This is a genomic window from Planktothrix paucivesiculata PCC 9631 (assembly GCF_900009265.2).
In the GTDB taxonomy this organism is placed as follows: Bacteria; Cyanobacteriota; Cyanobacteriia; order Cyanobacteriales; family Microcoleaceae; genus Planktothrix; species Planktothrix paucivesiculata.
On the sequence record NZ_LR735029.1, the window covers coordinates 16,459 to 40,568 of the forward strand.

General features: G+C 40.1%; 22 protein-coding genes. 13 read left to right on the forward strand and 9 right to left on the reverse strand.

Features of this window, described 5'->3' with window-relative positions; genetic code table 11:
* Window positions 1–373: 373 nt before the first annotated feature.
* Together rsmG and PL9631_RS24780 are read right to left on the reverse strand one after the other, a co-directional pair.
* A complete protein-coding gene (gene rsmG / locus PL9631_RS24775; RefSeq protein WP_083624593.1) occupies window positions 374–1,123 on the reverse strand; it encodes a 16S rRNA (guanine(527)-N(7))-methyltransferase RsmG in 750 nt (249 codons plus the stop codon).
* An 18-nt stretch (window positions 1,124–1,141) separates the two neighbouring features.
* Window positions 1,142–1,825: an ABC transporter ATP-binding protein gene (locus PL9631_RS24780; RefSeq protein WP_083624594.1), complete on the reverse strand. Its 684-nt coding sequence runs from the start codon at window positions 1,823–1,825 to the stop codon at window positions 1,142–1,144.
* 256 nt (window positions 1,826–2,081) lie between these two features.
* Between PL9631_RS24780 and PL9631_RS24785 the strand changes: the two genes are divergently transcribed.
* From PL9631_RS24785 to PL9631_RS24795, 3 genes are read left to right on the forward strand one after another with little or no spacing between them, the layout of a single operon-like run.
* Window positions 2,082–3,116, forward strand: a complete 1,035-nt coding sequence (locus tag PL9631_RS24785) for a Sll0314/Alr1548 family TPR repeat-containing protein (protein ID WP_083624596.1) — start codon at window positions 2,082–2,084, stop codon at window positions 3,114–3,116.
* 9 nt (window positions 3,117–3,125) lie between these two features.
* Window positions 3,126–3,578 (forward strand): DUF3531 family protein, encoded by a 453-nt coding sequence (locus PL9631_RS24790; protein WP_083624598.1) that lies wholly within the window; start codon window positions 3,126–3,128, stop codon window positions 3,576–3,578.
* 49 nt (window positions 3,579–3,627) lie between these two features.
* On the forward strand, window positions 3,628–4,056 hold the full coding sequence (locus PL9631_RS24795) for an NUDIX hydrolase (RefSeq protein WP_083624600.1): 429 nt from the start codon (window positions 3,628–3,630) through the stop codon (window positions 4,054–4,056).
* Window positions 4,057–4,126: 70 nt separating this feature from the next.
* On the opposite strand, the gene PL9631_RS24800 is transcribed toward PL9631_RS24795, so the two are convergent.
* Both PL9631_RS24800 and PL9631_RS24805 read right to left on the reverse strand, forming a co-directional pair.
* Window positions 4,127–4,546, reverse strand: coding sequence for a hypothetical protein (locus tag PL9631_RS24800; RefSeq protein WP_083624601.1), 420 nt, complete (start codon window positions 4,544–4,546; stop codon window positions 4,127–4,129).
* Entirely contained in the window at window positions 4,525–4,926 is a 402-nt protein-coding gene (locus PL9631_RS24805) for a HEPN domain-containing protein (protein ID WP_083624603.1), read from the reverse strand. The genes PL9631_RS24800 and PL9631_RS24805 overlap by 22 nt, the downstream gene beginning before the upstream one ends.
* 201 nt (window positions 4,927–5,127) lie before the next feature.
* On the opposite strand from PL9631_RS24805, the gene groL reads away from it, so the two are divergent.
* The 3 genes from groL to PL9631_RS24820 all read left to right on the forward strand — a co-directional run bounded on the left by groL (window position 5,128) and on the right by PL9631_RS24820 (window position 11,651).
* Entirely contained in the window at window positions 5,128–6,810 is a 1,683-nt protein-coding gene (gene groL, locus PL9631_RS24810; protein ID WP_083624604.1) for a chaperonin GroEL, read from the forward strand.
* Between the two features lie 422 nt (window positions 6,811–7,232).
* On the forward strand, window positions 7,233–10,766 hold the full coding sequence (locus tag PL9631_RS24815; RefSeq protein WP_083624606.1) for an AAA-like domain-containing protein: 3,534 nt from the start codon (window positions 7,233–7,235) through the stop codon (window positions 10,764–10,766).
* A 168-nt stretch (window positions 10,767–10,934) separates the two neighbouring features.
* Window positions 10,935–11,651 carry a hypothetical protein gene (locus tag PL9631_RS24820; protein ID WP_197046503.1) on the forward strand — a complete coding sequence of 239 codons (717 nt, stop codon included), beginning with the start codon at window positions 10,935–10,937 and terminating at the stop codon, window positions 11,649–11,651.
* Between the two features lie 80 nt (window positions 11,652–11,731).
* Here the strand turns inward: PL9631_RS24820 and PL9631_RS24825 are convergent, their stop codons facing one another.
* From PL9631_RS24825 to PL9631_RS24835, 3 genes are all read right to left on the reverse strand, one after another.
* Complete coding sequence (locus PL9631_RS24825) at window positions 11,732–12,817, reverse strand: DUF3474 domain-containing protein (RefSeq protein WP_083624609.1); 1,086 nt, start codon at window positions 12,815–12,817, stop codon at window positions 11,732–11,734.
* 261 nt (window positions 12,818–13,078) lie between these two features.
* Entirely contained in the window at window positions 13,079–13,756 is a 678-nt protein-coding gene (locus PL9631_RS24830; RefSeq protein ID WP_083624611.1) for a Uma2 family endonuclease, read from the reverse strand.
* Window positions 13,757–13,859: 103 nt separating this feature from the next.
* Window positions 13,860–14,234: a hypothetical protein gene (locus PL9631_RS24835; RefSeq protein ID WP_083624612.1), complete on the reverse strand. Its 375-nt coding sequence runs from the start codon at window positions 14,232–14,234 to the stop codon at window positions 13,860–13,862.
* 97 nt (window positions 14,235–14,331) lie between these two features.
* Between PL9631_RS24835 and PL9631_RS27105 the strand changes: the two genes are divergently transcribed.
* Window positions 14,332–14,454 (forward strand): hypothetical protein, encoded by a 123-nt coding sequence (locus PL9631_RS27105; protein WP_269321719.1) that lies wholly within the window; start codon window positions 14,332–14,334, stop codon window positions 14,452–14,454.
* 112 nt (window positions 14,455–14,566) lie between these two features.
* On the opposite strand, the gene lpdA is transcribed toward PL9631_RS27105, so the two are convergent.
* Window positions 14,567–15,997: a dihydrolipoyl dehydrogenase gene (gene lpdA / locus PL9631_RS24840; protein ID WP_083624614.1), complete on the reverse strand. Its 1,431-nt coding sequence runs from the start codon at window positions 15,995–15,997 to the stop codon at window positions 14,567–14,569.
* A gap of 156 nt (window positions 15,998–16,153) precedes the next feature.
* On the opposite strand from lpdA, the gene PL9631_RS24845 reads away from it, so the two are divergent.
* The 3 genes from PL9631_RS24845 (at window position 16,154) to PL9631_RS24855 (ending at window position 20,015) form a co-directional block, all read left to right on the forward strand.
* The gene (locus PL9631_RS24845; protein ID WP_083624615.1) at window positions 16,154–17,011 is read left to right on the forward strand and encodes an amino acid ABC transporter substrate-binding protein; all 858 of its coding nucleotides are present in this window, start codon (window positions 16,154–16,156) and stop codon (window positions 17,009–17,011) included.
* A 165-nt stretch (window positions 17,012–17,176) separates the two neighbouring features.
* A complete protein-coding gene (locus tag PL9631_RS24850) occupies window positions 17,177–19,447 on the forward strand; it encodes an nSTAND1 domain-containing NTPase (protein WP_083624617.1) in 2,271 nt (756 codons plus the stop codon).
* A 1-nt stretch (window position 19,448) separates the two neighbouring features.
* Complete coding sequence (locus PL9631_RS24855; RefSeq protein WP_083624619.1) at window positions 19,449–20,015, forward strand: sugar O-acetyltransferase; 567 nt, start codon at window positions 19,449–19,451, stop codon at window positions 20,013–20,015.
* Window positions 20,016–20,599: 584 nt separating this feature from the next.
* On the opposite strand, the gene PL9631_RS24860 is transcribed toward PL9631_RS24855, so the two are convergent.
* Entirely contained in the window at window positions 20,600–21,295 is a 696-nt protein-coding gene (locus tag PL9631_RS24860) for a GDSL-type esterase/lipase family protein (RefSeq protein ID WP_083624620.1), read from the reverse strand.
* A 351-nt stretch (window positions 21,296–21,646) separates the two neighbouring features.
* Here PL9631_RS24860 and PL9631_RS24865 point away from each other — a divergent pair, with 351 nt between their 5' ends.
* The 3 genes from PL9631_RS24865 (at window position 21,647) to PL9631_RS24875 (ending at window position 24,014) form a co-directional block, all read left to right on the forward strand.
* The gene (locus PL9631_RS24865; RefSeq protein WP_083624622.1) at window positions 21,647–22,882 is read left to right on the forward strand and encodes a response regulator; all 1,236 of its coding nucleotides are present in this window, start codon (window positions 21,647–21,649) and stop codon (window positions 22,880–22,882) included.
* A gap of 228 nt (window positions 22,883–23,110) precedes the next feature.
* On the forward strand, window positions 23,111–23,476 hold the full coding sequence (locus PL9631_RS24870) for a response regulator transcription factor (protein WP_083624624.1): 366 nt from the start codon (window positions 23,111–23,113) through the stop codon (window positions 23,474–23,476).
* A 13-nt stretch (window positions 23,477–23,489) separates the two neighbouring features.
* The gene (locus tag PL9631_RS24875; RefSeq protein WP_083624625.1) at window positions 23,490–24,014 is read left to right on the forward strand and encodes a chemotaxis protein CheW; all 525 of its coding nucleotides are present in this window, start codon (window positions 23,490–23,492) and stop codon (window positions 24,012–24,014) included.
* The last annotated feature ends 96 nt before the right edge of the window (window positions 24,015–24,110 follow it).

The window sequence follows — 24,110 nt, forward strand, 5'->3', positions numbered from 1 at the left end:
TCCTGAATAGCGGTAAACTCTTGATCTAAATTTAAGACTAGATTGAGCGGTAGCATTGGCGGACTCCTCCTAATTTACTCCATCCAATCATCGGGGATGAACCTCACAAGACGGGTGAAGTTAATCCCCTAACTTTGATGAACTTGATCACAATCTTCTGTGATGTTGGTACATCTGAAATAATAGTTTGAAATTTATCTAATGTTGTGACGCAAATCACAGAAGGAGAAATGGGCTTTTTCGGTTATCATTGGTAATGGGTGATGGCTAATGGCTAATAGGTAATAGGAATTCAATATTTTATTTTATATCTTCCCCATTGCTTAATTTTATATCTTCCCTATTGCCTATTCCTTATTGCCTATTCCCTTGATTACAATGGTTTTTGACCGGGAACACCGATAGCCCGGGGATATTGTTTAGCTGTGGGTCTGACTTTTTTTAAGTATAAACAATGGCGAATACTTTGGGTTAAGGGAGTGTTAAATCCATCCACGGATTCTAGCACTCCCCCTAACTGTTTAACTGCCGAGATTAACTGTTGTTCTTCTTCCGGTGTCCAATGACCGCGATAGAGAATGGCAGTCCCTCCCACCTTTAATAACGGTAGTGCATATTCAGCACTCACCGAGGGCGGTGCAACGGCTCTTAATAGGGCAAAATCGTAGGATTCTCGATGTTTAGGATGTTGACCCAGGGCCTCGGCGCGACCCACCCAAGGAAGGGTATTATTTATCTTTAATTCTTCTAAAATAGTAGTTAAGGCAGTAATTTTTTTCCGAGTTGAATCTAAAAGGGTAACGGAAGATTCAGGAAAAATTAAAGCCACAGGAATCCCAGGAAAACCCCCACCTGTACCAATATCAATAAATTTTGTCCCCGGGGAAAGGAGATTTTTTTCTGATAATAAAAAGGAAATTCCTCGGAAAGAATCCCATAAATGTTTTTCCCAAAATTCTTCGGGTTCAGTCAGACGAGTTAAGTTAAGCTGTTGATTAAACTGAATAATTAACTCAAATAATTGTTGAAATAAAATCTGTTGTTCGGGAGTAGGTTGCCAATTTAAGGTTTCCTGCCAAATGGCGGTCATTTCAGGTAATTGGGGAGAGGAAATTTCATTCATAATTCAATTGACTAAAAATTAAACGGGAGGAAAAGCGGCGATTTTTTGTTTTTCTTCTGTTGCCATGACCTCAATATCTAGGGCGGTTAAATGACCCTGTTTTAATGACCAACATCGGTCAGCTAAACCAAACAATTCTCGGGCATCATGGGTAACGACTAATAACGTCCAATGTTTTTTTAATTTCCCTAATAAATTAATCAGTTGTTGTCGCATTGACCAGTCTAACCCAGCCGTAGGTTCATCTAACATTAAAATATGGGGTTGGCGAATTAATTGTACCGCCAAAGCCAGACGTCGTTGCTGTCCGCCACTGAGGGAATGGGGCGCGACCTGTAAAGATAAATGGCTTAGTCCGACTTCCTCTAGGGCCTTGTCAACCTGCTCTGCATCGATTTCGGGATGACCCAGGCGCAACTCCTCTAAAATTGTGCCCCCACAAAAGTGTCGTTCTGGAAATTGAAAGACTAAACCCACCAGTTGTTGTAGGTGTTCTGGGGTTAATTCTTGCTCGCGCCAGCGAATATCTCCCTTGGTTTTTGTGGCCAAACCCGCTAAAATCTCTAGCAATGTACTTTTCCCCGATCCACTAGGCCCAATAATCAGTCCCATTTGCTGCGGCGCCAATTCTAAGTTAACCTGGGTTAAAATCGATTTGTCACTAGCGGCGGGATGATAAACTAAGTTTTTGATATAAAGCATCAGAAAAAAAACACCAATTCAATGATAATCTGGCCCAAAAACAAAGCAAGAGCAAGAGTAAAATGCCCAATTACCTCAGCCAATATTATAGCACAATAGGAGCGATTATTGTTACCTATTTTCTCAAAAAAATCTGAGTTTACCCTTGCCGAAAGCCAGAAAACAAATTAATATTTATAGAGAACCAATCCCAAGACAACCTAAATTTAGCTTTGGTTCCACCTTCTATTTAAACTTTAATAAGAGGATGAAAACGATGATAATTTATTCTCAGTTTAAAAGCCAGAAATTATCTGCAATTATGAAAAAAACTGTCCTGGGAATCAGTACGGGTTTAATCGCATTTAATTTAGGTGTTAACCTTGGTTTAGCCGCCGATCCCTTCCGTAAAAACGATCCTCGCCCCATTGGAAATCAAACGGAATTAGGATTTAAAGCGATGTTTGCCCAGGGGAATTATAAACAAGCTAAAAACTATTTAGAACAAGCGCAATCTCAAGAACCGAATGAACCTTTAGTTTATGCTCTTTTGGCTTCCTTAGCGTACCAAGATGAAGATTTTACCTCCTTAAAAACCTATAGCGATAAAACCCTAGAAACCGCCAAGTTATTAAGTACAAAAGACCCTTTGCGCGGTAATCTCTATGTGGCGGTCGGTTTATTTTTACAAGGAGGTCATACTGTGGTGAGCGAAGGCACACTCAAGGGCGCGCCTAAAGCACTCAATAAATTACAAGAGGTGTTAAAATTCTTAGATGTGGCTCAAAAAATTGATCCTGAAGATCCCGAACTCAATTTAATTCAGGGTTATATGGATTTATTGTTATCCTTAAATCTTCCTTTCTCTGACTCAAAAAAAGCAATTAATCAATTAGAAAAACAAGCAGAACCTCGTTATTTAGTCTATCGTGGTATTGCCGTGGGTTATAAAAATTTAGGTCAACAGGATCAAGCTTTAACCTATACTGAAAAAGCCCTATCTGAAGCTCCTAATCATCCAGAAGTATTATATTTAAAAGCCCAAATATTAGCCGACCAGGGGAAAAAATTAAAAGCAGAAAATCAAACCACAACCCCAACCCAGTTAAAAGAAGCCCAAAAATATTTTACTCAATCTTTGGGTCAATCGGATCAACTTCCTAAACGATTAGTAGCTCAAATCTTTTATGAACAATGCAAAAATTTAAACCGCATTGATAATCAAAGCCGTCCCTGTGATCCTTTGCGAGATACAATTAAAGATACTCAGGGTCTTTGGGGGCCAACTGCCAATCAATTACCAACTTTATAGCCTTTAATTATGGAAGTTTTGTTTAGAGAATGTAATCCTTTTGATATTTGGATTTGGCTGCAATTTCAAACTGTCCCTTCTCGCAGTGAACGGGATTATATTGAGGAAGTGTTTGATTCTTGGTTTCTATTAGGAAAAATGGGAGGATTTAATGCCGAAAATCTACAGGTTCAGGATACGGGAATTGACCTAAGTTATCTCACCTATGATGATGCGGTGGTTGATAATAGTATGATGGCACTGATGCACAATATGGGGGAAATAGAATATGAAGGAGTTTGGGCGCGGTGTTGGTTTGATTTAGGAACCAGTGATGCTTTTGCTCTGGATGTTTTAATTAATACTTTTCGTCAACTTAGTCAGGAGTATGTCACCATTGAAAAAATAATTATTGGCGGTGAAAATGAAGATTGGCCGATTGAAAAAGACATTTATCAATCGAGTGTAGGCGATTATAATTAGTCGTAGGGACGCGCTCAGTCGCGTCTTGATATCCCCCTAATTTTATCTTATGTCTAAATCCAGTAAAATTCGAGTTTTAGCATTAGGATTAATTCAAAATAGCGATCGCATTTTTGTTTCCCAAGACTATGATGCCATTAAACAACAAACCTTCTATCGAGCTTTAGGAGGAGGTATTGATTTTGGAGAATCGAGTCTTGATACGTTAAAGCGAGAATTTCGAGCGGCAATTCAAGCGGAATTAACTAATATTAATTATTTAGGCTGTTTAGAAAATATTTTTGTTTACGACAATGATATACAACACGAATTCATTCAAATCTATCGCTGTGATTTTGTCGATCTGAAATTCTATCAACTCGAAGAACTAAAATTTATCAAAAACAAACGCAAGAAAAAAGCCTTATGGGTTCCCCTAGAACAGTTTAAATCAGGAGAATTAATTCTATTTCCCGAACAGTTTTTACAATATTGTTAGTTCGCTCGTAACTAGATTCTCTCCCCTTTCTGGCTATTATCCAGGGATTCCCTGGATAATAGGTTCTACCTTATTTGGGTAAAATTCCGAGTTGTAAATTCTCGCCAATTTGGTAAATATAAGCATCTTCAATCAAGATTCGATTAACTATGCTATTGGTCATTCGTCTTCCTGATAAGTTGATATTCCAATGTTGTTGATCTTGACTTAAACCCTGAATTAATTCATCATTAGGACTAACAGCGACAATTGCTGTCCAATCAATTTTTAATTCGGGTTCAACTTCGCGAAAAACTGATAGGATATTCTCATAAGTTTTAAGAGGCCCTTGATCATCATAGAGAGGTAAAGCAAGTGTCAAGTGCCATGTTTCCGGTTCTGTCGCATACAGCCACAAAGCCGAATGAACTGATACACCCTTGACCTTGAGATCATCTATTAATCTTTGGCCTTCTTCTATCTCTTGATTTACCAATGTTGCTGTAGCCATTGTAAAACTCCGTGACTAGGATCGGTAATTGCTAAGTAAATATCGTGGGCTTCTTTTTGGTTATGTGTTTGATAACGGCTTTCTTCTGACCATACTTTAATTATTGACCATTGAGTTTTATAGGTTAACTTTAATTGTGCATGAATATCATACCCAGCAAGTTCTGCCAGTTCTTTTAAATCATGGGTGTAAATTTTCCTCACACTTTTTAGGTCAGGAAAATCATATTGCTGAGTTTTTTTAGCGATACAAGCCTTCAAAGCACATTCAATCACATAACCGCTCAGATAGTAAGCACCGGAATATTGGTGATTATCCAAAAGCACTTTTGCTTCTTGAAGTCGAGTTAATGCTAATTCCTGGAAATCCTGTCTATTCAAAAAATTACTATACCTCCAAAAAACTCGCCCTATTAATTATAGAACCCATTTTAAGATCTTTTAAAGTGACCTTTTTCCATCAGCAAGCGAGTAGAGACAAATTAGGGTTAACCCGACCTACCCATAATGACGGATTTCCGAACTAGCACTCGAAACCCTTGAGTGCTAAAGTGGCTTATTGGTGATTAATGATATTGTAAGATGGCTAAAATTGTTTCGTTTGGTGAAGAATCCCGTAGAGCCTTAGAAAAAGGTGTAAATGCCCTAGCCGATGCGGTGCGAGTCACCCTTGGCCCTAAAGGTCGGAATGTCTTATTAGAGAAGAAATTTGGCGCCCCCGAAATCGTCAACGATGGGATTACCGTCGCTAAAGAAATTCAACTGTCCGACCCCCTGGAAAATACAGGCGCCCGACTGATGCAGGAAGTCGCCTCCAAAACCAATGAAGTCGCCGGAGATGGGACAACCACCGCCGCCATTTTAGCCCAAGCGATGATTCGTGAAGGGTTAAAAAACGTCGCAGCAGGGGCTAATCCTGTGGCTCTCAGACGGGGAATGGACAAAATTACTCAAATTTTGGTCGAAGAAATTCAAGCCATTGCTAAACCCGTGGAAGGGGATGCGATCGCTCAAGTCGCCACGATTTCGGCTGGAAATGACCCGGAAATCGGTCAAATGATTTCTCTGGCCATGGAAAAGGTCACGAAAGACGGAGTAATTACCGTTGAAGAATCAAAATCCATCACCACAGAATTAGATGTGGTCGAAGGAATGCAACTCGACCGGGGCTATATTTCCCCCTATTTCATTACCGATAATGAACGGATGGTCGTGGAATTTTCTAACGCCAGAATTCTAATTACCGATAAAAAAATTAGTTCGATTCAAGACTTAGTTGCGGTCTTAGAAAAAATTGCCCGTTCGGGTCAACCTCTGTTAATTATTGCTGAGGATATTGATGGGGAAGCCTTAGCAACTTTGGTGGTGAATAAAGCCAGAGGCGTGTTAAATGTCGCGGCAATTAAAGCCCCAAGTTTTGGTGAACGTCGCAAAGCCTTGTTACAAGATATTGCAGTTCTCACAGGCGGACAATTAATTTCTGAAGAAGTCGGATTAAGCTTAGATACTGTTTCCTTAGAGATGTTAGGAACGGCCAGCAAAATCACTATTGAAAAAGACAATACGATTATTGTTGCCGATAGCACCACTCAATCCGATGTCAAAAAACGGGTTGATCAAATTCGCCGTCAACTCGAAGAAACCGACTCCGAATATGATATGGAAAAACTCCAAGAGCGGATTGCGAAATTAGCTGGAGGAGTGGCTGTGATCAAAGTGGGAGCCGCCACGGAAACAGAAATGAAATCTCGGAAACTGCGGATTGAAGATGCCTTAAATGCAACCAAAGCCGCCGTAGAAGAAGGAATTGTTCCTGGGGGTGGCACGACTTTAATTCATCTAGCTAAAAAAGTTGATGAACTGAAAGCTCAACTGAGTGATGAGGAAAAAATTGGGGCGGGAATTATTGCCAAAGCCCTAGAAGCTCCTTTATTTTATATTGCCAGTAATGCTGGAGCCGAAGGCGCTGTTGTTGTAGAAAATGTCCGCAACACTGAGTTTAATATTGGTTATAATGCCTTAACTGGAACCTATGAAGATTTAATTGCTTCTGGGATTATTGACCCGGCAAAAGTGGTACGTTCTGCCCTACAAAATGCTTCCTCGATTTCAGGCTTAGTATTAACAACTGAAGCCTTAGTTGTGGAAAAACCCGAGAAGAAATCCGCCATGCCTGACATGGATGCCATGGGCGGCATGGGCGGTATGGGCGGTATGGGCGGTATGGGCGGCATGGGTGGCATGGGCGGCATGGGCATGATGTAACCTATCCCCGGCGATTGGAAATCGCGGCTACACAGCCTATTATCCCCGGCGATTAGAAATCGCGGCTACACAGACAAAACCCACCTTCGTGGGTTAAATTTTAGATTAGTCCACGAAGGTGGACTTAGTTTGTGTAGTAGCGAATTATATTCGCCTATTATCCCTTCGTGGGTTAGATTTTAGATTAGCCTATTATCCCCGGCGATTGGAAATCGCAGCTACACAGATAAAACCCAGCTTCGTGAGTTAAACAGGACTTACGCAAAACAACCATATCTAGTAGGGGCGAACGGCCGTTCGCCCCTACAGATGCTGTATAATTGGGTATTCTGCGTAAGTCCTATTAAATTTAGATTAGTCCACGAAGGTGGACTTAGTTTGTGTAGTAGCGAATTATATTCGCCGAACACTTGTAAAACCACATGATTAATTCTGCCTATCAAATTGGGGGAAGTTTAGCTCAAGATGCTCCGACTTATGTGGTTAGAAAGGCGGATTCTGATTTGTATGAGCAGTTGCAACAGGGACATTTTTGTTATGTTTTAAATTCTCGACAAATGGGGAAATCTTCCCTATTAGTTAAAACTCGTTATCGTTTACAACAAGAAGGATTTCAATGTGCGACTTTAGATATGACTCGCATTGGCAGCGAAATGGTAACGGAACAACAATGGTATAAAGGAATTGTCACCGAGTTATGGCGAGGATTTAATCTTTTAGGTAAATTTAATCTAAAAAATTGGTGGAAAGACGAAGAAGATATTTCTGTAATTCAACGTCTGAGTAATTTTATAGAAGATATTTTATTAGTTGAGTTTCCCGATAAAAAATTAATTATTTTTGTTGATGAAATCGATAGTATTTTAAGTTTAAATTTTAAAGTTGATGATTTTTTTGCCTTGGTTCGGTTTTGCTATAATCAACGGGCAATTAATCCTGAATATAACCGCATTAGCTTTGCCTTATTTGGAGTTGCTACCCCTTCAGCTTTGATTTCCGATCGCAGTCGGACTCCTTTTAATATCGGAAAAGCCATTGAATTAGATGGGTTTACTATTAATGAAGTTCAACCTTTAATTAATGGTTTAGAAGCAAAAATCACTAATGCTAAAGCCATCATGGGAGAAATTATATCTTGGACAGGAGGACAACCTTTTTTAACACAAAAACTATGTCAATTAGTGCTTAATTCTACGAAAGAAACAATTCATGAAATATTAACTATTCCCCCCGGAACTGAGGGATTTTGGGTAGAATCCTTAGTGCGATCGCAGATTATTTATAAATGGGAATCTCAAGATGAACCCGAACATTTAAGAACCATTCGTAACCGAATTCAAAATAACCCCTATCACATCGGCAGAATTCTAGGAATCTATCAAGATATTCTTAAAAAGTTGGAAGTTTTAACCGATGATAGTAACGAACAATCAGAACTCATATTATCCGGTTTGGTCATCAAAAAAACTGGGTTTTTACAAGTCAAAAATCGCATTTATCAAGAAGTCTTTGATTTGGACTGGGTTAACCAACAATTAAGTAACCTGCGGCCCTATTCTCAAGCCTTTGATGCCTGGGTAGAATCTAGCCAAAAAGATACCTCGCGATTATTACGAGGACAGGCTTTAAAAGAAGCCAAAAATTGGTCAAGCGATCGCAGTATTAGTGATTTAGATTATCAATTTTTAGCTAAAAGTGAAGAATTAGATCGGCGGGAAGTTCAACAAGCATTAGAAGCTGCCCGAATGCAGGAAGTAGAAGCCCGACTTACCCAAGAAAAACGAACAGCAAAATTGCAAAGGTTTTTACTTATATCTGTTAGTAGTGCCTTAGTAATTGCGATAGTATTAAGTGGAATTAGTTGGTTTCAATATCATCAAGCTAGGGTGAATGAAAACCAGGCAAAAACTAACGAAGTTAAAGCTCTCAATCAATCTGCCGAGTCCTTATTTGCCTTAAATCAAAGGTTTGAAGCCTTAATTCAATCCATGAAAGCCTATCGACAATTGCAAACTCTATCGGATGTGGATACAAAAACTCACCAGAATGTAAAATTAACATTACAAAAAACCGTTTATGGGATTCAAGAATATAATCAACTGTTAGGGCACACCAGTATTATTCATGCGGTAAAATTTAGCCCCAAAGGAGATTTAATTGCCTCTGGAAGTCAGGATAAAACCATTAAACTCTGGAAACCCGATGGCTCACTTTGGAAAACCCTGACCGGACATCAGGATGGAATTGTCAACGTTGCCTTCAGTCCCCGTCAACCCCTTCTCGCCTCAGCTAGTTACGACAAAACTATTAAACTCTGGAATACCAATGATTTATTGGTTAACACCCTAACCGGACATCGGGATGCGGTAATAGCGGTAAGTTTTAGCCCGACGGAGGATAAACTTGTTTCCTCCAGTTTTGATCAAACCATTAAATTATGGACAACAGAGGGGAAACTATTAAAAACCATCGCCGCCCATCCCAACAAAATTAAAACCGTTGTCTTTAGTCCCGATGGTCAGAGATTTGCCTCTGGAAGTGCCGATAATACGGTTAAAATTTGGACATCCGATGGCACACTATTAAAAACCCTGACCGGACATCAGGCTGAAATTATGTCAGTGGCTTGGAGTCCCGATGGTCAAACCCTAGCTTCTGCGAGTCGAGATAAAACGATTAAATTGTGGAGTCGGGAGGGGGAGTTAATCCATACCTTCGGCCCCTTTGAGGATGAAGTATGGGGTGTAACCTTTAGTCGAAAGGGCAAATTATTAGCAGCAGCGATTCGCAATCAACAAATCCAACTCTGGCGGAAAGATCCCACAACTTCCTCGTATAACCCCTATAAAATATTACGGCAACATCAGGCCGAAGTGAGTGATGTTGCCTTCAGTCCCGATGGTCAAACCGTGGCTTCTGCTAGTTGGGATAAAACCGTTAAACTCTCGAAAACCCAATATTCTTTGGTGATGCCATTTATGGGACATCAGGATACGGTTTGGGGCATCGCCTTTAGTCCCGATGGTCAAACTATTGCTTCATCTTCCCTAGATAAAACTATTAAACTGTGGACAAAGAAAGGGCGGTTATTGCAAACCTTAACTGGACATGAGTGGCGAGTGAATCAGGTAGAATTTAGCTCCGATGGTCATTGGTTAGCTTCAACCTCCGATGATGGCACAATTAAACTGTGGAAAAAAACTGATCAGGGACTGTTTTCCCCCCACCCCAATAAAACACCATTGCGACATATGTGGGGGGTTTGGGGCGTAAAGTTTACTCCCGATAATCAATCAATTGTTTCTGGAAGTTGGGATAAAACTGTTAAAATTTGGGGTATTGATGGCAAACTTCGTCAAACCTTTAGCGGTCATCGAGGTCAGGTTTGGAGTATTGCCATTCAGCCAGAGGGTGAATGGATTGCTTCAAGTTCCGATGATAATACAATTAAACTCTGGAAATTCAACGGTCAACTCCTACAAACCTTAACCGGTCATCAAGATGGGATTTGGGGACTGGCTTTGAGTCCCGATGGACAGATTTTAGCCTCCGCCAGTCGAGACGAAACCATAAAATTATGGCGTTGGAGTCCTAGGATTAAATCTTTTATTTATGAAAATACCCTCAAGGGACACACCGCCAACGTGATGGCCGTCGCCTTCAGTCCTGACCAAAAATTATTAGCATCAGCCAGTCAGGATAAAACGATTAAACTTTGGAAACTCGATGGTACTTTAATTAAAAGTTTGAATGGTCATAATGGTGAAGTTTATAATGTTAAATTTAGTCCCGATAGTCAAACTCTGGCTTCCGTGAGTGAAGATAAAACAGTGCTGTTATGGAATTTAGATCAAGTTTTAAACTTGAATGAATTCGCCTATGCTTGTGATTGGATAAAGGATTATTTAAAAACTAATTCCGAGATTAGTTCCGAAGATCGAATATTATGTCAGTAGTCAGGGAACAGGGAATGGGTAATGGGTAATGGGTAATGGGTAATGGGTAATGGGTAATACTTCGACTTCGCTCAGTAACAGGGTAATACTTCGACTTCGCTCAGTAACAGGGTAATGGGTAATGGGTAATTAACGGTCAACAATTAACAATAAAACAAGGTAAAAATAATGATGAAATTATTAGGATTTTTGGCCATTGCAGGAACGTTTCTAAATGTTGCACCTCAGATTAATTCTGTAGCTTCTGTGGTGCCCAATTCTTCAACAGAATTAGCTCATAACTCTAGTCCTACTTCTTCCATTCAAGGCTATTGTTTTTCTATTGCTGATGATAATATGGACTCCATCGCCCGGATTTATATTGATGGGAATAAAGTCACGGGTCGAGTTGAAGCCACCATTCATAATGAGAAGGAATCCTATTATACGTCCTATACTCAAACTTTACAAGGAATGAAAAATGGTAATAAATTAAACCTAAATATTACCACAAAAATTGAGTCAGATACCCAAAAAACTAAGGAAACTTGGACGTTAAATGCAGACTCTTTAAATACGGGACGATTTGTTTATAAAAAACAACCCTGTTTAGTCTCTCAAGTTCGTTTTGCCCCTGGAAAAAACTCAGCAACATTGAGTCAGTCGGTGGTACTAGGAACTCGCAATATCTATTTATTAAAAGCCAACCAAGGGCAAAGAATGGATCTTAAAATTACAGCTTTAGAAAATAACGCTGTTTTTGATGTAATTGCCCCCAATGGGCAGGTTTTGAAAACCGAAGCCACCCAGTCTAGTTTGAAATTGCCCGCCACCGGAAATTATGAAATTATCGTGGGGGGAACTCGGGGAAATGCCAGTTATCAATTAACCGTTAAAATTCAATAATTCCCAGAAAATAAACCGGGTTTTTAACAGTGATTTATTGCTGGTTATCCAGACTACTGCAAAAACCCGGTTTCTGTTTTCTAATCAACGGTTTTATTAGAATTCCAAGCCGATTGATAATAGACTTTTGAACCGTTATCAGGAACAAAATGACAAGACCGATAGGATTTAATAAAACTTTTCCAAATCGGTTCATTAGAAGACCGATAATAGTCACCCAGTAGGGGTTTAATCGCCTCCGTTGCTGTTTTTAAATGATAATGGGGCATATTCAAGAAAATGTGATGAGCAACGTGAGTTCCGATATTATGATGAATGGGATTAATAAATCCATAATCCCGGTCAATGGTAGATAAAGCCCCTTTCAGGAAATACCAATCTTCCCCCCGATACCAGGGAATATCAGCCTCAGTATGATGTAAGTAGGTGACTAAATCCAGCCACATCACAAACACGAAATAGGGCATGAAATAGTATTTCAGGAAAAACACCCATCCAAACTGATAGGTGATCAACCCTAAAAAGCTTACCATTACGATCATCAAAGATGTACTGGTAATAATATCCCATTTTTCGGACTCTTTAAACATAGGGCTACTCGGCAAAAAGTGAGAGCCTTTACGAAGGGGAGAAGAACTTCGGAATAGATAAACCGGATAGGCAACTAAGGGGATATAAAAGGGCAACAGCTTTTCATACCAAACCATCTTATTGAACGTACTTTCCGTTACCGGATGCCAACTTTCATCGGTATCAATATTTCCGGTATTGGCGTGATGGGTTCTGTGGCTGATGCGCCAACCGTGATAGGGAACTAGAATCGGAATATGGGACAAATGGCCAATTAGATTATTTAGCCATTTGATTTTGGAGAAAGACCCATGACCGCAATCATGGCCCACAACAAATAACGCCCAAAACATCGTTCCTTGCATCACCCAAAAAATGGGGAAAAACAGCCAAGAATCGAGTTTATAGGCGATAAAATACAGACCAGCGATGATCGAAATATCAATGAAGAAATAACTCAGAGACTTCCAAACTGAAGGCTCAAAACAGTGGGCGGGAATAGCCGCTTTGATATCTTGGAGAGTAAAGGGTAACTCTGATTTTCTGGTTGCTGAGGCACTAAGAGTGGCCTGGTTAGACTTATTGGGTGATTGCACAGATATTGTGATTGAATCTGAGTGGGTAGTCCCCAGTCGTGTTTTCACCCCAAACTGAATCGCAAATATCCGGGTTGGGGATGTTAACCTAAACTGCGGGTTCTGAACGGAATTTATCTTACCCTGATTATAGCTTAATTTTCGTAACAAATCTTAAATGATCGAAATTATTCGGCCAATCTTGGCCCGAGGTGGGGCTTGGGTGTTCAGGGGAGGGCTAAAGCCCAACAACGTTTTATATTTGGGAATTATTATGACCAATTAGGGTAACTCCCCAAATTGTTCGCGATATTTTGCTAATAGTGTTTCTGCTGCTATTGCTGCTTCTTCGGGAGTGGGGAGGAGTTGACCGTCTGAGGTGAAAAAACGCAATTGGGAGTTATAAAGACCTAAAAATAATTCTAATTGTTGACTCCATAACCATCCTTGAGAATTAGGTTCAAGGGGTTGATATTTACCCTCTACTAAATGAAATCCGGCTAATTCTAAGGTATCAGGATCAAACCAAAAATAATCAAAGGTGCGAAAGTTATCTTGATAGAGTTGTTTCTTTAATCCTTTATCAATTTCTGCGGTGGATGGGGATAAAAGTTCAATAATAATATTAGGATATTTGCCTTCTTCCCATACAACCCAACTCCGGCGAGGTTTTTTTTCTGTATCTAAAACCACAAAGAAATCTGGCCCTCTAAAATGCTCTGATTTTTTTTGATTGGGGCTAAAATAGACTGTGAGATTACCTGTGGCAAAATAATCATTGCGATCGCGCCAATACCAATCAAGGCATTTTAATAAAAGTAGCAGTTGTTGTAAATGTAAGTAACTTTCCAAAGTCGGTTCATCACTCCATAAATTGCTAGGTGGGAAGATAATATTATCAAATTCTTCCGGTTGTTCTAATCTGTGAAGGTTAGCGGGTTCGTGATCAACAATAGACATAAACAGGTTAACCCAATTAGGATAGATATAGTTTAGCGTAAACTTCAATCATTTGTCGAATGGTCAATAGTAAACCCAAAAAGATTGTTTTTTTTACCATTAATTATAATTGAGGAGGAGTTGTTTTCGATAAGGGTTGAATGGCATTTTTTAAAGTTTCCTTGTTTAACTCAATTTTGGGCTTAGGAACAGAACTAATATTAGTTAGCGGTAAACGAGCTAATGCTAATTTTGAAGTTGATGTTTGTTCGGAATCGTTATTAATTAAAATAGCACTATTCAGAATTTCTAACTGAGCATCAACAATATCATCATAGTTTTCATACCAACTAGCGATCGCAATTGACAAAGTTTCAATATCATCGGGTAAGGGTTCAATTAACTCCATTAGATCTTGACGGTGTGAGTTATTAAATAATTGAGGCTGTTCTTCTAACAATTTCAAAAAAGCCTCTAGGTTTTGATGGTAAAAAGACATAGATTAATCTTCCAAATTAATATAAAATTGATTATATCAAATTCCAGGGTAATTTTGTAAACCGACCCCAAAAAAACATTTTTTTTCAGAAAGAAGAATGGCTATTAATAAATTGCGACAAACGATGAGTGAAATCGGTCAAAAAGCCGTTGTAAAAGGATTAACTCCTGAAATTTTAGAAGATATATTAAAATCAGAAATACAGCCCTCACTGGTGTGACCTCTCCCCCTTACCTTACACTTGATGGGTTTGGGGGTTGGGTCATACATTTACAAGGAATAATTAAACAGCCTTGAAGGGATTAAAAAGGGGGGATTTAAGAATATTAAATCTAATGACCCCCCACACTAAAAACAGCCCGTTTGTAGGCTTCGTCAAGCACTTCTGAAAGGGTGGGATGGGTATGAACACAGAATACTAAATCATGGACAGATTGACGGTGATACATGGCATTTGCCGCTTCCTGAATTAAATCAGAAGCATGAAGACCAAAGATATGAACTCCTAAAAGTTCCCCCGTATCTTTACGATAAATCACTTTAGCCATTCCTTCGGTTTCTCCCTCCGCGATCGCTTTAGAATTACCCTTAAAATAGGTTTTTACTGTCGCAATTTCAAAGCCTTCTGTTTGTCCTAATTCCTTCGCAGCAGGTTCAGTTAAACCCACATAACTAATTTCAGGATGGGTAAAAGCCGCCGCCGGAATACTACGATAATCTACAGCGCGAGGACGTCCGCAAATAGTCTCTACAACGGCGACTCCCTGGGCGGATGCGGTATGGGCTAACATCATTTTACCCGTCGCATCTCCAATCGCCCATAAATGGGAAACAGGTTCACCTCCAGACAATACCTCTAAATGATCATTTGTAGGAATAAAACCGCCCCGCATAGGTTCCACATTCACCGATTCTAACCCTAAATTTTTACTCACAGGAATCCGTCCAGTGGCAACCAAACAAGCATCCACTTCTAGGACTTCTTCTACTTCTTTAGTTTTAGTATCGGCTAACTCAATAATAACCGGAGAACCCGGTGTTACTTTTAAAGCTAATTTTCCGACTTTGGTTTCAATATCCCGGGGATTAATTAAAACCCGTTGAGCTAATTTAGCAATATCAGGATCAAAAGTTGGCATTAATTGATCCAAGGCTTCAATCATGGTAACTTCACAACCTAAAGCCGTATAAATATCAGAAAATTCTAATCCGATATAGCCACTTCCAATAATAGCAATCCATTGGGGCAGGGATTCTAATTTAACCGCATCATCACTGGTAAAAACTGTTTTGTGATCAATCGTAATTCCGGGGGGAACAAACGGCACAGAACCGGGGGCTAAAATAATATCTTTAGCGGTAATTGTTTTTTCCCCATTTGCCGTTTCCACCGTTACTTTATTCGACCCGGCAATTTTACCCCAACCTTGGATCACATCAACCCCTAAGCGCTTCAAACTATTGGTCAAGTCACCCCGAAGTTTAGTTACAATATTATCAGCATGGTTGGCAATTTGTTCGCGATCAAAACTGACTTGTCCTAACTGAATCCCCAAATTTTTTAAGTGATGGGTATTATGTAATTCTCTGACTCGTCCCGACGCCGCTAATAGGGCTTTAGAGGGAATACAGCCTCGGTTAACACAAGTTCCCCCCATGTCCGCGGCTTCCACAATTGCGGTTTTTAAGCCACAACCGACGGCGTGGATAGCAGCGCCATGTCCGCCCACTCCCGCACCAATAATCACTAAATCGTAATCCATATTCTGTTACTACTCTATTGGGATTAAAAAATATTACCGTTTTCCCTGTCCCTTGCCAACTCAATCGCCTTTACAAAAGCCAAATTAGTTTGGTCTGCCTCCTACTTTTTGCGGTAAGCTAGACTCGATTACTTCGTTTGTAATAATTATCTTAACATGAAAACCAAATTAGCTACTATTACCATAAGTCTGATTTTATCGGTGATTTTGCCCCTACCCAGTTTTGCCGGAACAGTTTTAGAAGAAATTAAAAGAACCGGAGTTTTAAAAGCAGGAGTTCGACAAGATGCACCGCCATTAGGATTTGTTTCCGCCGATGGAAAGTGGGAAGGATATTGTATTGAATTAATGGATTTATTGGGAGAAAGATTACAAAATCAGCTAAAACTTAGCAAACCCATAGATGTACAATTAATTCCCTCAAATTTGCAAAATCGGGAACAATTAGTCAGGGAAGGAAAAGTTCATTTAGAATGCGGCCCTAATACAATTGTGAGAAATCCAGAATCCGGTATTGCCTATTCTGATCGGTTTTTAGCCACAGGGGTTCATTTATTAGTTCGACCGGATAATCAATCTTATATTCAACCCTCGGGAGCTTTAGAAGCCATTTCCATTGGGGTTTTACCCGCATCCCTAACCCAACAGTTTATTAGCAGTCGTTATTCCTTAGCAAAAGTTGTAGAATACCCAGGAGTTGACGGTCGAAAAAATGCCGCCCAAGATGTGGTTCAAGGTCGTTTAAATGCCTTCGCTAGTGATGGATTATTATTAATTGGAGAAGTGCTCAGAAATCCCGCCATCAAACCTCAAGATTATGCCTTAATTCCCAAGGAACCCTTAACCTGTGAATTTTATGGCATGATTCTTCCCGCCGGAGATATGTCTTGGATTAACACGGTGAATTCTTTGATCTTAGTTGAGGAAACAGTTAATATTTTAACCGGACTCTATGGAAAAGATTCCGAGTATGTAAAAACCCTCGAAGCCGCCCATAATAAATGTTTACAATAAACAGGCAAGATTTCTAACTCAGCCCACCCCACGGTTTAACCTTTAAACGGGTATCCTTGAAAATATCCAGGGATACCTTGATTCTTTTCCCAACTATTGTTTTTTAATCCAAAAAATGCCACACTATTAATACTTCTAAGACTACACCCAGTCTGAGCCAATCGTATGAGCGACATCACTCCCGCCAAAACAGTTCCCGGTAATCCTTCCTCTCCATCTATTCTATTTCTCAATCGCTGTGTTGAGCAGGTATTTACCGACGTTTTAGATCCTAATACGGAGCTATTCCCAACCAATGCTACGATTTTGGCAGACTCCTATGCTGAATTTAAAGTCATTCTTCAGCAAGTTAGACAAAATAACTATCAGCAATTATTACCTACCTTAATTGCCGGATTACAATTTATTTTAGGTCGAGAAGCCTACGAGAATAATGACTTAGAAGCAACTCTTTACCATTATCGCCGCAGTTTAGAATATTGGCCATCGGCTTTAGCTAAAGGCAATTTAGAAATGCTTTCTATGGCAAACCGAGAAACCATTCTACCCAATCGGTTTATCGAACAAATGGGTGGGGTTTTATTCCATCTGGGGTTATGTTTTGCCACCCTGGGTCAGTCCGATGATTCCTCAAAAAACAATCAAAATTTGCAAGAGGCTAGAAACTATTTTGAGAAAAGCTTAGAAATTTTTGAAAAAGTTAATCGCCCCGATTTAATGTCTAAATTCATTGGGGAATTAAGTGCAGTTTTAAAACAATTAGAGGAATGGGAAGCCCTGCAAAAAGCAGCCCAGAAAGCCATTCAGCTACATATTTCCTATGGTTCAGAAACCCAATTAGCAAAGGATTATGGCTTTTTAGCCGAAGCTGCATTACATGAATCTAAATGGGCGCACGCCAATCAATTAGCGGAATTAGCCTTAGCCATTCAAGGTCAATCCGCCTACAGTGACCCGATGAGTACCACCGCAGCTTCTAATAATTCCTATCTTTATTTACTCACCGAATCAAAGCAAGAATTACAACAATGGGAAACAACAGTTGAACAATTAGAAGAAGCCTTAAAAAGAACCAGTCTGGAAAATGACCCCAAGGGTTATCTCAGAATTCTGACTGCACTACATAAACTTTATTTTGATCAAGATTTATATATTCAAGCCTCCCGTTTAAAAGAAGAAAAAATCAAAATAGAATATCAATATGGGTTACGGGCTTTTATTGGCGTTCATACCTTACAAGCCCAATCTAAACCCAATGAAGCACAACAGTCAATTGCTTTAGAAATTGAAAATTCCGACCGTTTAACAGATGTTCAAGCCTTATTTGAACGGATTCAAGACCCCGAACATAAACTGATTATTCTGCACGGCGAGTCCGGGGCGGGTAAAAGTTCATTACTGAATGCAGGAATTGTACCCAAGCTGTTAGAAGAACATTCTCATAATTCTAAAGTTGCTACACCGATTTTACTCAGAATTTATACCGACTGGTTACGGGAACCTAACCCAAAAACCTGGAACTTAAATTCCGTTGTCAATTTACTCAAACGCAATGATCAAAATCAAATTCCAACGGTCTTAATTTTTGATCAATTTGAAGAATTTTTTGTTGTCTGTAAACAGTTAGAACAACGATTACCTTTTTATCAGTTTTTAAAAGAAAGTTTAAGTTTAGATTCAATTACAATTTTACTCTCGTTAAGAAATGATGCTTTACATTATTTATTAGAATGCGATCGTCTCACCCAGTTAGAAGATGTGATTCAAGCCGAAATCCTTTCCAAAAAAGTGCTTTACGGCTTAGAAAACTTTACCTTAAATCAAGCAAAAACTTTAATCCAAAATCAAATTGCCCGGGCTCAATTCAATATAGAGCCTGATCTCATGAATCAATTAATTCAGGATTTAACAGTTAATATTGATCAGATTAGACCCATTGAATTGCAACTGATTGGAACCCAAATCCAATCTAATGATATTCAAACCCTAGAACAATATAAACAGCTTGGAGAGTATCCCAGACAAAAAATGTTAGAGCAGTTTTTGGATGAAATCATTCGAGATTGTAGTGCTAAAAATGAACGGACAGTGATTAAAATTCTCAATGTTTTAACCAATGAACAAGAACATCGTCCCCTAAAAACTAGCAAAGAACTCGCCGAAGAGTTAAATACAGAATTTAGTAAAATTGAACCCCTATTAGCAGTTCTAGTAGAAGAAGGATTAATTTTACATCTCCCAGATATCCCCGATGATCGGTATCAACTTACCCATGATTATTTGGTCGGTTTAATTCGTCAACAAAAAGGAGAACGATTAATTGCTCAATTAGAATTAGAACGGGATCAAGCTCAACGTAAAATTATTGAGGAGAAACCCAATAGTTTTGTGAACCGGGCGATCGCTTCTGTATTTCGTTGGATTAATGCGGATTAGTATGGATAATAGACCCAAAACCGAACAGGAAAAAATGCTGGCGGGAGAATTATATCTCGGCAACGATCCCGAGTTGGTTTTAGGACGTAAACGCGCTTCTAAACTGACTCGTCTATATAACAGTACCACAGAAGATGAGTTAGAAACTCGTCAACTGATTCTCTTGGAATTATTCGATAAAATCGGAAATAATCTGTGTATCATTCCCCCATTTTATTGTGATTATGGCTGTCATATTAAACTGGGGAATAATGTTTATATGAACTTTAATTGTATAATTTTGGACTGCAATTATGTTGAAATTGGGGATAATGTTTTATTAGCCCCTAACGTTCAAATTTATGCCGCCTATCATCCAATTGATCCCAAATTACGCCTAACTGGAAAAGAATTAGCAGCACCAATTAAAATTGGTCATAATGTTTGGATTGGCGGCGGTGCAATTGTCTGTCCAGGGGTAGAAATTGGCGATAACACCACCATCGGTGCAGGAAGTGTGGTGGTTGATAATATTCCCCCTGGGGTTTTAGCAGCCGGGAATCCTTGTCGGGTGATTCGGAATTTATAGCAGGGAATAGGGAATAGGGAATAGGGAACAGGGAATAGGGAATAGGGAACAGGGAACAGGGAACAGGGAACAGGGAACAGGGAACAGGGAACAGGGAACAGGGAACAGGGAACAGGGAACAGGGAATAGGGAATAGGGAATACTTCGACTTCGCTCAGTAACAAGGGAATAGGAAACACTGGAGGAAAATATTTTACTCAGGACTTACGCAGTGACGCTATATGTAGCGTACTAAGGAGTTAGCGATCCCGACAGGCGGCGGTACTGCCATCGTGCTCGTAACTCAAACGAGATCGCTTTAACAGGACAACCTCTTAAAGTCCCCCAATTTTGGGGGATTTAGGGGGCAAATATTGCTGCTTGAGAAATAGTCTCTAAAACTGCCGATCAATCCTTCATAACCTGATCATTCTAAACACTATACATTTCAAGCCATCTAGCCCCCTGGCCCCAACATTGGGGGGAAAATAAATAATTAGGACTTTTTAGGGCGATTGCTATGATCATTGGTATGCGATCGCCTACTTTTGACACGCTATATCTAGCCTGCTTGCGTAAGTCCTGTTACCCCTGGAGTTTCTGGATTAATGGGCTAATTTCTGAATGGGTTCCCACTGGGAAATATCCTGTAATAATGCTTCGTATCCCGCCACATTGGGGTGTAAACCATCGGAACATAACCGAGATTTCCACCAATGTTCGCCCCGATCCAACCAAATTTCTAATAAATCTAAATAGGGAATATCGCGCTCTAAACAGGCCAGACGAGTAGCATCTTTGTAGCGAAATTGATCCGCTAAAGTATAATATAAACAGCCTTGAAAGGGCATTTTACTTTCATCAACCGGAACCATTCCCACAAACAGAACTTGACACATTTTTTGAGCTTGATCTAATAAATGATCTAAGGTAGTTTCAAAATGATTAAATTCCGTGTAATTGCGACCTTGAAAGGATTGTACCCGCGCTGAATCATTTAATCCCACAGAAAAAATACTCATATCCGGTAAACGGTTGCGTAATTCTCCCCGATGGCGCAGTTCTTGTTCCAGGCGATCGCCAACTTGAACCACCCGATTTCCCCGTACCCCCAAATTGTAGAGAATCGGGCCAACGGAATCCGGTGACATCCATTGACGTCGCAGTCGTTCCACCCAACCGCCCCCTTCAGGATCACCAAATCCATAGACGAGACTATCTCCTAAAACCACTACCTTCAGGGGTTGACGTTGGGGAACAACGGACAAATTGGCGAAGTTTGGATTTATCGCTGCTTGCATTGTGCTTGAAAATCCTGATGGATGAACAGTTTACCCCGTCAGAGTTGTAATTTATTTCTACAGGGCGTTCATAAAAGTTAACACCTCAAGGTGCTTTTGACTAGATTCCCTGCCCATATTCCGTAATTTTTGCACTGATTGACCATAAGTTACTTGCAACTGGTATGCTCAATGTGAGTTGTGTTTTCTGACGGCCCAGCGGCATTATGACAGCACTAGGAGCATCTTGGCTCTATGAATTGAACCGAAAAGATAACTAGCCGTGGAATTTTGGCTAAAAGCTGTTTGGATGCTGGGGATGTTCCCTGCTATATATAAACTGAAACTGATTTGCAGGAGGCAACTTGCTAAATGCAAGGCTCTTTAAATGAAATTGATATTCGCAGTCTTTTACAACTGATTGAGCTTGGCCAGAGGACGGGGGAACTCATGGTACAAGCTTACAGTTCATCCTGTGGCACGATGGAAATGGAACGCCATCCCAGTTATCTCACAGGACAGTGTTGGTTAGTATTTTCGTGGAATGGTCGAATTATCTATGCGGGCCAAAGCGAAGGCAGCCTGCAAAGGTTACGGGATTATTTACGGCGCTATCAAGCTGAAACCGTGCTTTCCGAGTTAGAAGTTCCTTCGATCACATCGGTCAATGCTCCAGAATATGGATATTTATGGGTGTTGTTGGAAAATCAGGTGATTACTCCAAACATCGCCCGCAATATTGTTCATTGTATGGTTCAAGAAACTCTATTTGATCTGCTGAGTTTACATCAAGGTGCTTTTATTTTTGAAATGGGATCGGGATTAGCTCCCCAATTAGTGACCCTAGAAATTAGTCCCTTATTAGCCGATATTTTCAAACAAGTTCAAGAATGGAAAAAATTCCATCCCCATATTACTTCCCCGAACCAATGCCCCTTAATCACGGATAGATCAAAATTACAAAAAACAGTCCGACCAAAAGTTTTTGAAAGTCTCAATCAATGGGCTGATGGTCAAACCTCAATTCGTCAAATCTCCCGTTACTTGCACCGAGATATTGTCACAGTGGCAAAAGCTATTTATCCCTTTGTCCAACAGGGACTTGTACAACTTTTAGCCCTGCATCCTGAAAATATTTTTAACCTGCCAGAACCATTGAATGATCGGAGTCGAACTCCGAGAATTGTCTGTATTGATGATGATTTAGTGATTAGAGAAACCGTTGAAATTATTTTAAGAGAACAGGGATATGAAGCGACAGCAATTGGAAATCCATTAAAAGCATTAAGTTTAGTTTTTCAGCTTAAACCCGATTTAATTCTATGTGACATTGCCATGCCTGAATTGAATGGGTATGAAATCTGTGCAATGTTAAGAAATTCTACGGCTTTTCGTCAAACTCCGATCATTATGTTAACAGGAATTGACGGATTTATTGACCGACTCAAAGCTCGGATGGTTCGAGCCACCAACTACCTAACAAAACCCTTTGGAGATGCTGAATTATTAACATTAGTCGAAACCTATATTGGGCCAGGTAAAACAATAGATCCCTCGATTAATGTAGATTTAGAAGATGAATTTATGACCGAGTTAGAAACCCTTTGACCGAAGATCGCCGGGTTGATCCTCTTGTTGAGCCATTGAGTCAAGAAACGGGGCTATCAAGCTCCCGTACTATTCACGTATAATCGAAACAGAATCACGTCTTTTCAGATGCCTAGGTTTTATTACACTCTACGATGAATTTGTAATGCAGCATAAACCCCGTTTCACTTGGACTCTAACCGCCAACCTGACTACAGGTAATTTAGGAGTTTCTAAGGGAGAAGAAAAATGAATACAGTTATGGTTGTCGAAGATAGTGTCACTCAACGGGAGATGATTTGTAGTTTGCTCAAGCAAAATGGGCTACAGGTCAGTATCGCCACCGACGGTGTGGAAGCACTCGAAGAAGTGCAAAAAAAACGCCCCGATTTAATGGTGCTTGATATTGTCATGCCCAGGATGAACGGCTATGAACTCTGTCGTCGCCTTAAATCCGATCCCAAAACCCGCAATATCGCCATCGTGATGTGTTCTTCTAAAGGCGAAGAATTTGACCGTTATTGGGGCATGAAACAAGGGGCAGATGCTTATATAGCTAAACCCTTTCAACCCGAGGAATTAGTCGGAACCGTCAAACAATTACTTAGAGGATAGGTGAAAAATAACCATGGTTGGGAATTCTGATTTTTTAACCGAGCAAGGAACAGACAGTCCAGAATTTCAAGAACTGGCAACCCCCGAAGGCGAGCCGCATCTCCGCTTTTGTGTCCCTTCGGGGGATGAATTTGCTCTTCCGGCCATCGGGATTCGGGAGGTATTATTTCAATCTCCAGACCGCATGACTCCCATTCCTAACGTTTCCCCCCTATTGCTGGGAACCTTCAATCTTAGGGGTCGAGTGATTTGGGTAGCTGATTTAGGCCAATTTTTGGGGGATTCAACTCCCCTGAATACGGATCGAACCGAGATCCATGTGATTGCCGTTGAAGATCAAGACATTATATTAGGATTAGCAGTTGATCAAGTCAATGACATGGCATGGCTTGACCCTGATAAAATGCAAATGCCCACCCAAGTCAGCGATAGTATGGCTCCTTTTATCAAAGGAGAGTGGCAAGTTGGAAAGGATAACAGCGTCCTGCGACTTTTAGACCAAATAGCAATTCTGCGATCGGCTCGTTGGGCAACTTGACCATTCACAGACCGGGTTCATCCCATAACCGTTGAGGAAACCCACTATCAACTGATTATAAAACTGTTTAAGCTAAAGCGTCTAAATCGGGAAACC

Coding starts and splice junctions, on each gene's coding strand:
- rsmG (WP_083624593.1), bottom strand. CDS start 1,123: ATGAATGAAATTTCCTCTCCCCAATTACCTGAAATGACCGCCATTTGG.
- PL9631_RS24780 (WP_083624594.1), bottom strand. CDS start 1,825: ATGCTTTATATCAAAAACTTAGTTTATCATCCCGCCGCTAGTGACAAA.
- PL9631_RS24785 (WP_083624596.1), top strand. CDS start 2,082: ATGATAATTTATTCTCAGTTTAAAAGCCAGAAATTATCTGCAATTATG.
- PL9631_RS24790 (WP_083624598.1), top strand. CDS start 3,126: ATGGAAGTTTTGTTTAGAGAATGTAATCCTTTTGATATTTGGATTTGG.
- PL9631_RS24795 (WP_083624600.1), top strand. CDS start 3,628: ATGTCTAAATCCAGTAAAATTCGAGTTTTAGCATTAGGATTAATTCAA.
- PL9631_RS24800 (WP_083624601.1), bottom strand. CDS start 4,546: ATGGCTACAGCAACATTGGTAAATCAAGAGATAGAAGAAGGCCAAAGA.
- groL (WP_083624604.1), top strand. CDS start 5,128: ATGGCTAAAATTGTTTCGTTTGGTGAAGAATCCCGTAGAGCCTTAGAA.
- PL9631_RS24815 (WP_083624606.1), top strand. CDS start 7,233: ATGATTAATTCTGCCTATCAAATTGGGGGAAGTTTAGCTCAAGATGCT.
- PL9631_RS24820 (WP_197046503.1), top strand. CDS start 10,935: ATGATGAAATTATTAGGATTTTTGGCCATTGCAGGAACGTTTCTAAAT.
- PL9631_RS24830 (WP_083624611.1), bottom strand. CDS start 13,756: ATGTCTATTGTTGATCACGAACCCGCTAACCTTCACAGATTAGAACAA.
- PL9631_RS24835 (WP_083624612.1), bottom strand. CDS start 14,234: ATGTCTTTTTACCATCAAAACCTAGAGGCTTTTTTGAAATTGTTAGAA.
- PL9631_RS27105 (WP_269321719.1), top strand. CDS start 14,332: ATGGCTATTAATAAATTGCGACAAACGATGAGTGAAATCGGTCAAAAA.
- lpdA (WP_083624614.1), bottom strand. CDS start 15,997: ATGGATTACGATTTAGTGATTATTGGTGCGGGAGTGGGCGGACATGGC.
- PL9631_RS24845 (WP_083624615.1), top strand. CDS start 16,154: ATGAAAACCAAATTAGCTACTATTACCATAAGTCTGATTTTATCGGTG.
- PL9631_RS24850 (WP_083624617.1), top strand. CDS start 17,177: ATGAGCGACATCACTCCCGCCAAAACAGTTCCCGGTAATCCTTCCTCT.
- PL9631_RS24855 (WP_083624619.1), top strand. CDS start 19,449: ATGGATAATAGACCCAAAACCGAACAGGAAAAAATGCTGGCGGGAGAA.
- PL9631_RS24860 (WP_083624620.1), bottom strand. CDS start 21,295: ATGCAAGCAGCGATAAATCCAAACTTCGCCAATTTGTCCGTTGTTCCC.
- PL9631_RS24865 (WP_083624622.1), top strand. CDS start 21,647: ATGCAAGGCTCTTTAAATGAAATTGATATTCGCAGTCTTTTACAACTG.
- PL9631_RS24870 (WP_083624624.1), top strand. CDS start 23,111: ATGAATACAGTTATGGTTGTCGAAGATAGTGTCACTCAACGGGAGATG.
- PL9631_RS24875 (WP_083624625.1), top strand. CDS start 23,490: ATGGTTGGGAATTCTGATTTTTTAACCGAGCAAGGAACAGACAGTCCA.